Annotated in this window: 13 protein-coding genes; 5 read left to right on the plus strand and 8 right to left on the minus strand. The window is 63.5% G+C overall.

Annotation, left to right across the window (positions count from 1 at the left end; translation table 11 throughout):
• Positions 1–476: 476 nt before the first annotated feature.
• The 5 genes from BM321_RS11160 to def all read right to left on the minus strand — a co-directional run bounded on the left by BM321_RS11160 (position 477) and on the right by def (position 5,172).
• On the minus strand, positions 477–788 hold the full coding sequence (locus tag BM321_RS11160) for a tetratricopeptide repeat protein (protein WP_072411121.1): 312 nt from the start codon (positions 786–788) through the stop codon (positions 477–479).
• Between the two features lie 141 nt (positions 789–929).
• Positions 930–2,303 carry a Trk system potassium transporter TrkA gene (gene trkA, locus BM321_RS11165; RefSeq protein ID WP_092442559.1) on the minus strand — a complete coding sequence of 458 codons (1,374 nt, stop codon included), beginning with the start codon at positions 2,301–2,303 and terminating at the stop codon, positions 930–932.
• A 24-nt stretch (positions 2,304–2,327) separates the two neighbouring features.
• Positions 2,328–3,638, minus strand: coding sequence for a 16S rRNA (cytosine(967)-C(5))-methyltransferase RsmB (gene rsmB / locus BM321_RS11170; protein ID WP_092442560.1), 1,311 nt, complete (start codon positions 3,636–3,638; stop codon positions 2,328–2,330).
• Positions 3,635–4,594 carry a methionyl-tRNA formyltransferase gene (gene fmt / locus BM321_RS11175; RefSeq protein ID WP_092205586.1) on the minus strand — a complete coding sequence of 320 codons (960 nt, stop codon included), beginning with the start codon at positions 4,592–4,594 and terminating at the stop codon, positions 3,635–3,637. The genes rsmB and fmt overlap by 4 nt, the downstream gene beginning before the upstream one ends.
• Before the next feature lie 71 nt (positions 4,595–4,665).
• The gene (gene def, locus BM321_RS11180; RefSeq protein WP_003196300.1) at positions 4,666–5,172 is read right to left on the minus strand and encodes a peptide deformylase; all 507 of its coding nucleotides are present in this window, start codon (positions 5,170–5,172) and stop codon (positions 4,666–4,668) included.
• Between the two features lie 170 nt (positions 5,173–5,342).
• Here def and BM321_RS11185 point away from each other — a divergent pair, with 170 nt between their 5' ends.
• From BM321_RS11185 to BM321_RS11195, 3 genes are all read left to right on the plus strand, one after another.
• Entirely contained in the window at positions 5,343–6,368 is a 1,026-nt protein-coding gene (locus tag BM321_RS11185) for a LysM peptidoglycan-binding domain-containing protein (RefSeq protein WP_092442561.1), read from the plus strand.
• Positions 6,369–6,448: 80 nt separating this feature from the next.
• Complete coding sequence (gene dprA, locus BM321_RS11190; RefSeq protein ID WP_060739851.1) at positions 6,449–7,543, plus strand: DNA-processing protein DprA; 1,095 nt, start codon at positions 6,449–6,451, stop codon at positions 7,541–7,543.
• Between the two features lie 61 nt (positions 7,544–7,604).
• Positions 7,605–8,162: an L-threonylcarbamoyladenylate synthase type 1 TsaC gene (locus BM321_RS11195; protein WP_092205588.1), complete on the plus strand. Its 558-nt coding sequence runs from the start codon at positions 7,605–7,607 to the stop codon at positions 8,160–8,162.
• A gap of 290 nt (positions 8,163–8,452) precedes the next feature.
• Here BM321_RS11195 and BM321_RS11200 read toward each other — a convergent pair whose 3' ends face one another.
• Positions 8,453–9,430 (minus strand): NADPH:quinone reductase, encoded by a 978-nt coding sequence (locus BM321_RS11200; RefSeq protein WP_092442562.1) that lies wholly within the window; start codon positions 9,428–9,430, stop codon positions 8,453–8,455.
• 163 nt (positions 9,431–9,593) lie between these two features.
• Here BM321_RS11200 and hemF point away from each other — a divergent pair, with 163 nt between their 5' ends.
• The gene (gene hemF / locus BM321_RS11205) at positions 9,594–10,508 is read left to right on the plus strand and encodes an oxygen-dependent coproporphyrinogen oxidase (protein WP_092442563.1); all 915 of its coding nucleotides are present in this window, start codon (positions 9,594–9,596) and stop codon (positions 10,506–10,508) included.
• Positions 10,509–10,521: 13 nt separating this feature from the next.
• Entirely contained in the window at positions 10,522–11,343 is an 822-nt protein-coding gene (gene aroE, locus BM321_RS11210; RefSeq protein ID WP_092442564.1) for a shikimate dehydrogenase, read from the plus strand.
• Positions 11,344–11,390: 47 nt separating this feature from the next.
• On the opposite strand, the gene BM321_RS11215 is transcribed toward aroE, so the two are convergent.
• Together BM321_RS11215 and choX are read right to left on the minus strand one after the other, a co-directional pair.
• Positions 11,391–12,959, minus strand: coding sequence for a SulP family inorganic anion transporter (locus BM321_RS11215; RefSeq protein ID WP_092442565.1), 1,569 nt, complete (start codon positions 12,957–12,959; stop codon positions 11,391–11,393).
• A gap of 315 nt (positions 12,960–13,274) precedes the next feature.
• Positions 13,275–14,195 carry a choline ABC transporter substrate-binding protein gene (choX, locus tag BM321_RS11220; RefSeq protein WP_092442566.1) on the minus strand — a complete coding sequence of 307 codons (921 nt, stop codon included), beginning with the start codon at positions 14,193–14,195 and terminating at the stop codon, positions 13,275–13,277.
• Between the last annotated feature and the right edge of the window lie 13 nt (positions 14,196–14,208).

The raw sequence follows: 14,208 nt of genomic DNA on the forward strand, positions 1-14,208 counted from the left end.
TGCAAACAGACGTCATGTTTGGTATCGGCCCAATCAATTCCGATATAAGCAGTGAATTTCTGAGACAAGAGCGTTTGCATTGCACACCTCCACAGACGCTAAAGTACATGCAGGAACATGCATGCTTGCGTCCAGCGAAGGCGATATAGAGAGCCGTGCCCGGCTTTCCCTGAGTGTTCGTTAGAGGGCGCAAGCGCACCTGCTGGGCTCGAAGGTGAAGCAGTAATCATCGAGATGCGTTGCAGCCCTATTCGTAGCTCGCAGGTGCATGTTCCTTCCTCGCGACAACCGGACTCCAGCGAGTATCAGTATGGGGGAGCAAGGAACGGACTACCTATATCGCAGCCTGGCGGGGATGAATCCCCTCGCCACAGGTTTTGTGTGTCGGTTGCTTGGCGGGGCTGGTATTGAATATGAGCGCTTCGCACTCAAGCGGGAGCAAGCTCCCTCGCCACGAAAAGCGGTGTTGTGTGGATTCAGGAATGGCGATCCAGTTTCTTCAGGAACACCGTCATTTCCTTCTCCGCCTGCTTGTCGCCGTGAGCGCGGGCGGCTTCAAGGCCTTGTTCCCAGGCTTGGCGGGCGGCCGGTAGGTCGCCTTGGCCTTGGTGGGCTTTGCCCAGGAGTTTCCAGGCGGCTGAATACTTGGGGTCGAGTTCGACGCAGCGTTGGAAGTGTTCGGCGGCGCGGGGGAATTCACCGAGGTCCAGGTAGCCTTTGCCCAGGCCGAAGCGCAGCAAGGCGTTGTCCACGCCTTTGGCGAGCATTTTTTCCAGGGAATCGAGCATTTTAAAAACTCCTCATGACTAAGATCGTTCCCACGCTCCGCGTGGGAATGCCTCCACGAACGCTCTGCGTTCAGCTCTTGAGGGGACGCGGAGCGTCCCAGGCTGCATTCCCACGCGGAGCGTGGGAACGATCAGTGGTGGTCAGAAGAAACTCAACCCCACATGAAACAGCTTCTCGACGTCGCGAATGTGCTTCTTGTCCACCAGGAACAGGATGACATGGTCGCCGGTCTTGATCGTGGTGTCGTCGTGGGCGATCAGGACTTCTTCGTCGCGGATGATCGCGCCGATAGTGGTGCCGGGGGGCAGGCCGATGTCGCGGATGGCTTTGCCGATCACTTTGCTGGACTTGGCATCGCCGTGGGCAATGGCCTCGATGGCTTCGGCCGCGCCGCGGCGCAGGGAGTGGACGCTGACGATGTCGCCGCGGCGCACGTGGGCGAGCAAGGTGCCGATGGTTGCCAGTTGCGGGCTGATGGCGATGTCGATGTCGCCGCCCTGGATCAGGTCGACGTAGGCCGGGTTGTTGATGATGGTCATCACTTTCCTCGCCCCCAGGCGCTTGGCCAGTAGCGACGACATGATGTTGGCTTCGTCGTCGTTGGTCAGGGCCAGGAAGATGTCGGCGTCGGCGATGTTTTCTTCCAGCAGCAGGTCGCGGTCCGAGGCGCTGCCTTGCAGCACGACGGTGCTGTCGAGGGTGTCCGAGAGGTAGCGGCAGCGGGCTGGGTTCATCTCGATGATCTTGACCTGGTAGCGGCTTTCGATGGCTTCGGCCAGGCGCTCGCCGATCTGCCCGCCGCCGGCGATGACGATGCGCTTGTAGTTCTCGTCGAGGCGGCGCATTTCGCTCATCACCGCGCGAATATTCGCCTTGGCGGCGATGAAAAACACTTCGTCGTCGGCTTCGATCACCGTATCGCCCTGGGGCAGGATCGGCCGGTCCCGGCGGAAAATCGCCGCGACCCGGGTTTCCACGTTCGGCATATGTTCGCGCAATTGGCGCAGTTGCTGGCCCACCAGCGGCCCGCCGTAGTAGGCCTTGACCGCCACCAGTTGCGCCTTGCCTTCGGCGAAGCCGATCACCTGCAGGGCGCCGGGGTGCTCGATCAGGCGCTTGATGTAGTTGGTCACCACCTGCTCGGGGCTGATCAGCACGTCCACCGGGATCGCTTCGTTGTCGAACAGGTCGGCGCGGGTCAGGTAGGCGGCCTCGCGCACCCGGGCGATCTTGGTCGGGGTGTGGAACAGGGTGTGGGCAACCTGGCAGGCGACCATGTTGGTTTCATCGCTGTTGGTCACGGCCACCAGCATGTCGGCATCGTCGGCGCCGGCCTGGCGCAGCACCGTAGGCAAGGAGCCCCGGCCTTGTACCGTGCGGATGTCGAGGCGATCACCGAGGTCGCGCAGGCGTTCGCCGTCGGTGTCGACCACGGTGATGTCGTTGGCCTCGCTGGCCAGATGTTCCGCCAGCGAACCGCCGACCTGCCCTGCGCCGAGGATGATGATTTTCATCCAGTCACTCCTATCGAATCGGTCTTAACCGCGTGCGGCGGCGATCTTGATCAGCTTGGCGTAGTAGAACCCGTCGTGACCGCCCTCCTGGGCCAGCAACTGGCGACCATGGGGCTGCTTCAGCCCGGCCTGGCTGGCGATGTCCCGTTCCCGGGCGCCCGGGGTGCGGGCGAGGAAGGCCTCGATCACGTCGGTGTTCTCGGTGGGCAAGGTCGAACAGGTGGCGTAGAGCAACATGCCACCCACTTCCAGGGTCTGCCACAGGGCATCGAGCAATTCGCCCTGCAACGTGGCCAGTGCGGCGATGTCGTCCGGCTGGCGGGTGAGCTTGATGTCCGGGTGACGACGGATCACGCCGGTGGCCGAGCACGGCGCGTCCAGCAGGATGCGCTGGAACGGTTTGCCGTCCCACCAGGTCGCGGTGTAGCGGCCGTCGGCGGCGATCAGTTGAGCGTCGAGGCCCAGGCGTTCGAGGTTTTCCTTCACCCGCACCAGGCGCTTGGCTTCCAGGTCCACCGCCACCACGCCGGCCAGCTGTGGCTCGGCCTCGAGGATGTGGCAGGTCTTGCCACCCGGCGCGCAACAGGCGTCCAGTACCCGTTGCCCGGGCGCCAGCTCCAGCAGGTCGGCGGCCAGTTGCGCGGCTTCGTCCTGGACGCTGATCCAGCCTTCGGCGAAGCCTGGCAGTGCTCGTACGTCGCCGGGGGTTTCCAGCACGATGCCGTCGCGGCTGTACTGGCACGGGATGGCCGGGATGCCCGCCTCGCCCAATAGCGCCAGGTAGGCGTCGCGGGTATGGTGGCGGCGATTGACCCGCAGGATCATCGGCGGGTGGGCGTTGTTGGCCGCGCAGATGGCTTCCCATTGCTCGGGCCAGAAGGCCTTCAGGGATTTCTGCAACCAGCGCGGGTGGGCGGTGCGCACCACCGGGTCGTGTTCCAACTCGGCCAGCAGGGTTTCGCTTTCCCGTTGGGCACGGCGCAACACGGCATTGAGCAGGGCCTTGGCCCAGGGCTTTTTCAGCTTGTCGGCGCAGCCCACGGTTTCGCCGATGGCAGCGTGGGCCGGGACGCGGGTGTAGAGCAGTTGATAGAGCCCCACCAGCAGCAGCGCTTCGACGTCGGCATCGGCGGCCTTGAACGGCTTCTGCAACAGCTTGGCCGCCAGGGCCGACAACCGTGGCTGCCAGCGGGCGGTGCCGAAGGCCAAGTCCTGGGTGAAACCGCGATCACGGTCGTCGACCTTGTCCAGTTGAGTCGGCAGGGAGCTGTTCAGCGAGGCTTTCCCGCTGAGTACCGCGGCAAGGGCCTTGGCGGCGGCCAGACGCGGGTTCATGAGGCGTCCGTCGCTTGGCCGAGGACGGTGCCGACGGCAAATTTCTCACGGCGGCTGTTGAACAGGTCGCTGAAATTCAGCGCCTTGCCACCGGGCAGTTGCAGGCGCGTCAGGCACAACGCCTGTTCACCGCAGGCAACGACGAGGCCGTCCTTGCTGGCGCTGAGGATTTCACCCGGTGCGCCCTTCCCTTCGGCGTAATTGGCCGCCAGCACTTTCAGGGCTTCGCCGTTCAAGGTGCTGTGGCAGATCGGCCACGGGTTGAAGGCCCGCACCAGGCGCTCCAGCTCGACGGCCGGACGGCTCCAGTCGATGCGGGCTTCGTCCTTGTTCAATTTGTGTGCGTAAGTGGCGAGGCTGTCATCCTGCACTTCGCCTTCCAGCGTGCCGGCAGCCAGGCCGGCAATGGCCTCGACCACGGCCGGCGGGCCGATGAGCGCGAGGCGGTCGTGCAGGCTACCGCCGGTGTCGTCGGCACTGATGGGGGTGCTGACCTTGAGCAGCATCGGCCCGGTGTCCAGGCCGGCTTCCATGCGCATCACGGTCACGCCGCTCTCGGCATCGCCGGCTTCCACGGCGCGCTGGATCGGCGCCGCACCGCGCCAGCGCGGCAGCAGCGAGGCATGGCTGTTGATGCAGCCCAGGCGCGGGATATCCAGCACCACTTGGGGCAGGATCAGGCCGTAGGCGACCACCACCATCAAGTCCGGCTGCAGCGCTGCCAGTTCGGCCTGGGCCTGCGCGTCCCGCAGGGTCGGCGGCTGCAACACCTGGATGCCGTGTTCCAGGGCAAGCTGCTTGACCGGGCTAGGCATCAGTTTTTGCCCGCGACCGGCCGGCCGGTCCGGCTGGGTGTAGACCGCGACGATGTCGTGGGGGCTGGCCAGCAGGGCCTTGAGGTGTTCGGCGGCAAATTCGGGAGTGCCGGCAAAGACGATGCGCAGGGGCTCAGTCATGGGAAGCTCTCAATTACAAAGCAGTCGCAAAAAGAAAAAGGCTTGCCGCGGCAAGCCTTTGAAGGGGGGCATCAAGCATTCTGGCGATGAAGTTTTTCCAGTTTTTTCTTGATCCGGTCACGCTTGAGGGTAGACAGGTAGTCCACGAACAGCTTGCCGTTGAGGTGGTCGCACTCGTGCTGGATGCACACCGCCAGCAAGCCTTCGGCGATCAGTTCATAAGGCTGGCCGTCACGGTCCAGGGCCTTGATCTTGACCTTCTGCGGACGGTCGACGTTTTCATAGAAGCCTGGCACCGACAGGCAGCCTTCCTGGTACTGGTCCATCTCGTCGGTCAGGGTTTCGAACTCGGGGTTGATGAACACCCGCGGCTCGCTGCGGTCTTCGGAAAGGTCCATCACGACGATACGCTTGTGCACGTTGACCTGGGTCGCGGCGAGGCCGATGCCTGGCGCCTCATACATTGTTTCAAACATGTCATCGACCAACTGACGCACTTCGTCGTCCACTACGGCCACCGGTTTGGCGATAGTGCGCAGGCGCGGGTCCGGAAATTCGAGAATGTTCAAAATGGCCATAAGCTTGATAAATGCACGTGTGAGGTAAAGTCGGGTGGCTGGCCTGGCGTGTCTTGGGATGCAGGCTACCGTTGTAAAACGTTGCCCTTGGGGAAAACAGCTCCGCAGGGCAGCGAGCCACGGGGGCTCTGGCGTTTTACGCGAACGCACATAATAAAGGGATTCACCGCATGAGGAAATCACTACTCGCCCTGCTGCTCCTGGCTTCGGCCGGTATCGCGCACGGGCAAGTGCAACTTCGGGAAGGTTTTCCCCAGCAATACACGGTGGTGACGGGGGACACATTGTGGGACATTTCCGGCAAATACCTGCGCGAGCCGTGGAAATGGCCCGAACTCTGGCAGGCCAACCCGCAGATCGAAAACCCCAACCTGATTTATCCGGGCGATACCCTGTCGCTGGTCTACGTCAACGGCCAGCCACGCCTGACCCTCGATCGCGGCGCCTCCCGCGGCACCATCAAGCTGTCGCCACGCATTCGCAGTTCGCCGGTGGCCGACGCCATCCCGAGCATTCCGCTGCAAGCCATCAACAGCTTCCTGCTGAGCAACCGCATCGTCGACACGCCTGAGGATTTCGACAAGGCGCCCTACGTCGTCGCCGGCAATGCCGAGCGGGTGCTCAGTGGCATGGGGGATCGGGTCTTCGCCCGTGGCACATTCGACTCGAACCAGTCGGCCTACGGCATCTTCCGCCAGGGCAAGGTCTACACCGACCCCGAGACCAAGGAATTTCTAGGCATCAACGCCGACGACATCGGCGGCGGCGAAGTGGTCGCCACCGAGGGCGATGTCACCACCCTGGCCCTGCAACGCACCACTCAGGAAGTGCGCCTGGGTGATCGCCTGTTCAGCGGCGAAGAGCGCTCGATCAACTCGACCTTCATGCCCAGCGCGCCAAAATCGGACATCAACGGGTTGATCCTGGACGTGCCTCGCGGCGTGACCCAGATCGGCGCGCTGGACGTGGTCACCCTGAACAAGGGCCGCCGCGATGGGCTGATCGAAGGCAACGTGCTGGCAGTGATGAAGACCGGTGAGACCGTGCGCGACCGCATCACTGGCGAGCCGGTGAAAATCCCCGATGAGCGCGCCGGCCTGCTGATGGTGTTCCGCACTTACGACAAGCTCAGCTACGGCTTGGTGCTGTACGCCTCGCGCTCGCTGTCGGTGCTCGACAAGGTCCGTAATCCATAACGGGTCTCACAAGTTACCAACAGAGTTATCCACAGCTTGTTCCCGTTTGTACGGGATTTATAACGGTCAAGGATGATCGCATGTCATTACCTGAATCTGCTCCGGTTTCCCCTGCGGAACTGGAGGCTCGGCTACGCCTTCACCGCTTGCCGGAACTCGGTCCCAAGCGTTTCATGACCCTGATGGAGGCCTTCGGCTCGGCCTCCAAAGCCATCAGTGCACCGGCCAGCGCCTGGCGGGCGCTGGGCTTGCCCATCGCCTGCGCCGAGGCGCGACGCAACCCGGATGTGCGTGACGGCGCCGCCCACGCATTGGCCTGGCTAGAGCGTGCGGGCCAGCATTTACTGATGTGGGACCAACCCGACTACCCGGCGCTGCTGGCACAGATCAGCGACGCACCGCCGCTGCTGTTCGTCGCTGGCGACGCCACCATTCTGGAAAAACCCCAGCTGGCGATGGTCGGCAGTCGCCGGGCATCGCGGCCGGGCATGGACACCGCGGCGGCGTTTTCCCGCAGCCTGGCCGGGGCCGGTTTTGTCATCACCAGCGGCCTCGCCCTGGGCATCGATGCGGCGGCCCATCAGGCGGCGCTGGACGTTGGCGGGCGCACCGTCGGCGTGCTGGGCACCGGCCTGGAAAATTTTTATCCACAGCGCAATCGTCGGCTGGCGGACGCGATGATTGCCCAAGGCAGCGCGGTGCTGTCGGAGTTTCCGTTGGACGCGCCGCCCCACGCCAGTAACTTTCCGCGTCGCAACCGGATCATCAGCGGCTTGTCCCTGGGGGTGCTGGTGGTGGAAGCCAGTGTCGCCAGCGGCTCGCTGATCACCGCCCGATTGGCGGCGGAACAGGGCCGCGAGGTGTATGCCATTCCTGGATCGATCCATCACCCCGGCGCCCGGGGCTGTCATCAGCTGATCCGCGACGGTGCGGCGCTGGTGGAAACCGTCGAGCACATCCTCGAAGCGTTGCGCGGTTGGCAGCAGTTGCCGCTGGCCGCAACGCCTGAGCCGGTGACCCATCCGCTGCTGCGCCTGCTGCACGCCGCGCCGTTGAGCAGCGAGGCGTTGGCCGACGCCAGCGGCTGGGGCTTGCCCAAAGTGTTGGCGGCGTTGACCGAGCTGGAAATGGAAGGACGCGCCACCTGTGACAACGGGCGCTGGTTTGCGCGCTAGGTTTTATGGGGAAGATCGGTAAACTGCCCACAGCCTTATTTGCGTTGCGGGAGAATCTTTCATGGTCAACAGTTGGCGTGTGCAACAAGCCGCGCGAGAAATTCGCGCCGGGGCGGTGATTGCCTATCCAACCGAAGCGGTCTGGGGCCTGGGTTGTGACCCGTGGAACGAGGAGGCGGTGGAGCGCCTGCTGGCGATCAAGTCGCGGCTGCCCGACAAAGGCCTGATCCTGGTGGCTGACAACATCCACCAGTTCGACTTCCTGTTCGAAGACTTCCCCGAAACCTGGATGGACCGCATGGCCAGCACCTGGCCGGGCCCCAACACCTGGCTGGTGCCGCACCAGAACCTGCTGCCGGAATGGATCACCGGCGTGCACGACACCGTCGCGTTGCGGGTCAGCGACCATCCCACCGTGCGCGATTTGTGCTCGTTGGTCGGGCCGCTGGTGTCCACCTCGGCCAACCCCCAAGGGCGTCCGGCGGCGCGCACGCGGATTCGCGTCGAGCAGTATTTCCGTGGGCAGATCGATCTGGTGCTGGGCGGCAACCTGGGCGGGCGCAAGAACCCCAGCGTGATTCGCGACCTGGCCAGCGGCAAAGTGGTGCGACCGGACTGAGCCGGGATACAAATTCTGCATCTTGCACAAAACCACTGTGGGAGCGAGCTTGCTCGCGATGGCATCAGCTCAGCCAGCATTGATGTTGACTGACACACCGCTATCGCGAGCGAGCTCGCTCCCACGGAGATTTGTGGCGAATGCCGGATCTGTGGACACTGCAAAACCCTTGTGGGAGCGAGCTTGCTCGCGATGGCATCAGCTCAGCCAGCATTGATGTTGACTGACACACCGCTATCGCGAGCAAGCTCGCTCCCACAGGTTCTGCAGGACACCTTCGTCCCTGTAGCTCAAGGCAGGAGAATGGTCGACCCCGTCGTGCGCCGCGCCGACAGTTCGGTCTGGGCCTTGGCCGCTTCCGCCAGTGGATAACGCTGGTTGATGTCCACTGTGAGCTTGCCGCTACTGATCATCCCGAACAGTTCATCGGCCATGCGCTGCAGGTTTTCGGCATTGTTGGCGTACGTCGCCAGGGTCGGGCGGGTGACGTACAGCGAGCCCTTGGCCGAGAGAATCCCCAGGTTCACACCGTCCACCGCCCCCGAGGCATTGCCGAAGCTCACCACCAGGCCACGGGGGGCGACGCAGTCCAGGGAGGTCAACCAGGTGTCCTTGCCAACGCCGTCGTACACCACGGGCACCTTCTTGCCGTCAGTCAATTCCAGCACGCGCTGTGCGACGTTTTCCTTGCTGTAGTCGATGGTTTCCCAGGCGCCGTGGGATTTGGCGATGGCGGCTTTTTCCGGCGAGCTGACGGTACCAATCAGCTTCACGCCCAAGGCCTTGGCCCATTGGCAGGCCAAGGAGCCCACGCCACCGGCGGCGGCGTGGAACAGGATGGTTTCGCCACCCTTGAGTTCGTAGGTCTGGCGCAACAGGTATTGCACGGTCAGGCCCTTGAGCATCACGCCGGCGGCCTGTTCGAAACTGATGGATTCGGGCAGATGCACCAGGTTGGCTTCGGGCAATACATGCACATCGCTGTAGGCCCCCAGCGGCCCGCTGCCGTACGCCACCCGGTCGCCGACCTTGAACCGCGTGACGCCCGGACCGATAGCCTCCACCACGCCCGCGCCCTCGGCGCCCAGGCCCGAAGGCAGCGCCGGTGGCGGATAGAGACCGCTGCGGTAGTAGGTGTCGATGAAATTCAGGCCGATCGCCTTGTTGCTGACGCGTACCTGCTGCGGGCCCGGCTCGGCCGGCTGATAGTCGACGTACTCGAGCACTTCGGGACCGCCGTGGGAACTGAACTGGATACGTTTGGCCATCTTCACTTTCTCCTTGTCGCGTATCGGTTACCAAGCCTGCTATCGGACTCCTAAGCTTGACCGTCGTCAACTGTGGCGTGGGCAAGTGCGGTGGTATCCTGTGCGCCCATTTGCCACCGGCCCGCTATACGCCGCGTAGCGTAGCCCTGATCAAGGTGACGTCATGTCCACTCGTACCGAGGCCGTGAAAGCCTATCTGCTCGACCTGCAAGACCGAATCTGCGCCGCCCTGGAAACCGAGGACGGCGGCACGCGCTTCGTCGAAGATGCCTGGGCCCGGCCGGCCGGGGGTGGCGGTCGCACGCGGGTGATCGAAAACGGCACGGTCATCGAAAAGGGCGGCGTCAACTTTTCCCACGTATTTGGCAGCGGTCTCCCACCCTCGGCCAGCGCCCATCGGCCGGAGCTGGCCGGACGCGGCTTCGAAGCCTTGGGCGTGTCGCTGGTGATCCACCCGCACAACCCCCACGTACCGACTTCCCACGCCAACGTGCGTTTCTTCATCGCCGAAAAGGAAGGCGAAGAAGCCGTCTGGTGGTTCGGCGGTGGCTTCGACCTGACGCCCTACTACGGCGTCGAAGAGGACTGCGTCCACTGGCACCGCATCGCCGAGCAAGCCTGCGCGCCGTTCGGCCCCGAGGTGTATCCGCGCTACAAGGCCTGGTGCGACAGCTACTTCCACCTCAAGCATCGCAACGAGCCCCGGGGCATCGGCGGCCTGTTTTTCGACGACCTGAACGAGTGGGGTTTCGACACCTGCTTCGCCTTCATCCGCGCCATCGGCGACGCCTACATCGATGCCTACCTGCCCATCGTGCGCCGGCGCAAGCATGACGCGTTCACCGCCAAGCAACGGGAATTCCAGGAATATCGCCGTGGGCGCTACGTGGAATTCAACCTGGTTTACGACCGCGGCACCCTGTTCGGGCTTCAATCGGGCGGGCGTACCGAGTCGATCCTGATGTCCCTGCCGCCGCAAGTGCGCTGGGGCTACGACTGGAAAGCCGAACCGGGCAGCGAAGAGGCGCGGCTGACCGAGTACTTCCTGCAGGATCGCGATTGGCTGGCAACGGCCTGAACGGGGATATTCCATGGATCGCTACGTTGTAATGGGTAACCCGATCGGCCACAGCAAGTCGCCGTTGATTCACCGCCTGTTCGCCGAGCAGACCGGGCAAACCCTGGACTACAGCACGCTGCTGGCACCGCTGGAGGATTTCTCCGGTTGCGCCCGGGCATTTTTCCGCGAGGGGCGTGGGGCGAACGTTACGGTGCCGTTCAAGGAAGACGCCTTTCGCCTGGCCGACACCCTGACCGAGCGGGCCCAGCGGGCCGGGGCGGTCAATACGTTGAGCAAACTGGCCGACGGCCGCCTGTTGGGTGACAACACCGACGGCGCCGGGCTGGTCCGGGACCTGACCGTCAATGCCGGCTTCAGCCTCCAGGGCAAGCGCATCCTGTTGCTGGGGGCCGGCGGCGCGGTGCGCGGCGCCCTGGAGCCGCTGCTGGCCGAAGCGCCAGCCTCAGTGATCATCGCCAACCGCACGGTGGAAAAAGCCGAAGGGCTGGCCGAGTCGTTCGCCGACCTGGGCCCGGTCTCGGCCAGTGGGTTCGATTGGCTGCAAGAGCCGGTGGACCTGATCATCAACGCCACCTCCGCGAGCCTGTCGGGGGAGGTACCGCCGATTGCCGCCAGCTTGATCGAGCCCGGCAAGACGGTCTGCTACGACATGATGTATGGCAAGGAACCGACTTCATTCTGCCGTTGGGCCAGTGAGCACGGGGCGGCGGTGGCGATGGATGGCCTGGGCATGTTGGCCGAGCAGGCGGGCGAAGCCTTCTTCCTGTGGCGTGGAGTTCGTCCGGACACCGCGCCGGTGCTGGCCGAGTTGCGCCGCCAGCTCGCGCTGTAGGCTTTAGGCTGTTGTGGTGTGTATCTGCCTCCAGTCCCCTACAGTTTTTAATCCTCAAAATGGATCGGGCAATGCTCCGATCCTTCCAGCTTCAACAACTCCTCCACCACCTGGGGCCGGGCCCCGCGCAAAGTCAGGCCACGCCCCTGGCCGCGCAGGCGCCGGGCTTCCTGGTGGAGCATTTCCACCCCGGAATAATCGATGAAGTTGATCTGCTGGGCATCGATGACCACCCGCTGCGCCTGCAACCGTTGCAGGCGTACTTGCAGGTAATGGCTGGCGCCGAAAAAGATCGAGCCTCCCACCCGCAGGATCTCCGCCTCCCCCTCGCGAAAGTGCTGCACCCGCGGCTGTGAGGTACGCTTGAGGTAGAAGAACAGCGAAGCCAGTACGCCTGCGTAAATGGCGGTCTGCAGTTCCAGCAGCAACGTGGCCAGGCAGGTCAGGCTCATCACCATGAATTCGGCGCGGCTCACGCGGTACAACGCCCGGATACCACGGTGGTCCACCAGCCCCCAGGCGATCAGCAGGATGCTGCCGGCCATGGCCGGAATCGGGATGTGCGCGATCAGTTTCGCCCCGGCGACCGCGAACAACGCCACCCACAAGGCCGAGAACACCCCGGCCAGGGGCGAGCAGGCGCCGGCTTCATAGCTGAGGCCGGAACGGGTGAAGGAACCGGCCGACAAGGATCCGGAGAAAAATCCGCCAACGAGGTTGGAAAGCCCCTGCGCCCTCACCTCCTGATTCGCATCGAGCAATTGCCCGGAACGTACCGACAACGAACGGGCGATGGACAGGCTGGTGACCAGCCCGAGCATGCCCACCGCAACGGCCCCGGGTAGCAAGCGCAGGATCAGTTCCAGGTCCAGCGGCAGCAGCGTGAGCGGCGGCAGGCGCCCGGCGAAGGCGCTGACCAGCGCCACATGCCCGAACATTGCCGGCCACAACCAGACCACCAGGCTGCTGATGACCAACGTTATCAACAGGCTCGGCCAGCGCGGCAGCAAGCGCTTGAGCACCACGCCCAGGAGCAGCGTGCCCAAACCCAGCAGCAATGACGGTTTATCCACAGCCTCGATATGGCTGACCAACGTCAGCAGGCCCTTCAATGCCGTGGCTTCATTGGGCAAATCGAGGCCCAGCAGGTTCGGCAACTGCCCCAATGCGATCACCACCGCCGCCCCCAGGGTGAAACCCAGCACCACCGAGTGGGAGACGAAATTCACCAGCGCGCCGAAACGCAACAGCCCCAGCAGCCACTGGAAAATCCCCGCCAGGACTGTCAGCAGCAAGATCAAGGTGATGTAGTCCTGGCTGGCGGGCACCGCCAGAGGGCTGACGGTGGCGTACAGGACGATGGAGATCGCCGCCGTAGGACCGCAGATCAAGTGCCAGGACGAACCCCAGAGGCAGGCGATCAATACCGGGACAATCGCCGCATACAAGCCATATTCAGGCGGCAACCCGGCAATCAGTGCGTAGGCAATGGACTGCGGCAACGCCAGAATCGCGCCACTCAGGCCGACGATCAGGTCACGGCCGACACTGGCGCGAGTCTGTCGAGGCAGCCAGCTCAGGAAGGGAAAGAGTGAATGGCGGGTGGGGATTGCCATGGGGCCTCAAGGATGGGGTTTGGCGCAAGAGTATCAGGCGAGTGATCACCCGTGGCGAAGGCGCAAACGCTCATGGAACAAAGTGGTGAAGCGCGGACTGATCGTTCCCACGCTCTGCGTGGGAATGCATACCCTGACGCTCTGCGTCACCTGGCAGAAGCGGAACGCGGAGCGTCCCTGGCGGCGTTCCCACGCAGAGCGTGGGAACGATCTCAAATCTGAGACGGCACGACACCGTCTCGGTTTTGGGAGGGCTTCGCCCTCCAGCGGGAGCAAGCTCCCTCGCCACAAGCGCAACTCACCGGCATATCGGCTTTACAGCTTGGCCTTCACCGCCGCCAACGCATCCTTGCCATCCACGGTCTTCACGCCGTCCAGCCACTTGTCCAGCACGGCCGGGTTGGCCTTGATCCAGGCCTTGGCCGCATCGGCGTTGCTGACTTTGTTGTTCACCACCTCGGCCATGATGCTGTTCTCCATTTCCTGGGTGAAACTCAGGTTGGTCAACAGCTTGCCAACGTTCGGGCAGGCCTGTGCATAACCCTTGCGGGTCAAGGTGTAGACGCTGCCGGTGTCGCCGAAGTATTTCTCGCCGCCCTTGAGGTAGTGCATTTTCAATTGCACGTTCATCGGGTGCGGCGTCCAGCCCAGGAAGGTCACGAACTTCTGTTTCTTCACCGCCCGGGAGACTTCCGCCAGCATCGCCTGCTCGCTGGACTCCACCAGTTTCCACTCGCCCATGCCGAAATCATTGGTCTTGATGATTTCTTTCAGAGAGAGGTTGGCCGGGGCGCCGGAACCGATGCCATAGATCTTCTTCTCGAACTTGTCGGCGAATTTGTTCAGATCGGCAAAGTTATGCACACCGGCGTCCCAGACGTAGTCCGGGACCGCCAGGGTGAACTCGGTGCCGTCGAGGTTCTTGGCCAGTTGCGTGACGTCGCCCGTGGCCACGAATTTGTCATAGAAGCCCTGCTGCGCCGGCATCCAGTTACCCAGGAACACATCCACCTGGCCGTCCTTGAGGCCACCGAAGGTGATCGGCACCGCGAGGGTGTCGACCTTGGCCTTGTAGCCCATGCCATCCAACAGGAAACCGGTAATGGCGTTGGTCGCGGCGATGTCACTCCAGCCTGGGTCGGCCATTTTCACGGTCTCGCAGCTCTGCTCGGCCCACGCCGAAACACTGCTCAACGCCAACAGCCCAGCGGTCAGTACTGTGGATAACTTTTGCATGTGCTTCCCCTTA

It is taken from the genome of Pseudomonas sp. NFIX10 (assembly GCF_900111955.1).
GTDB lineage: Bacteria > Pseudomonadota > Gammaproteobacteria > Pseudomonadales > Pseudomonadaceae > Aquipseudomonas > Aquipseudomonas fluorescens_AA.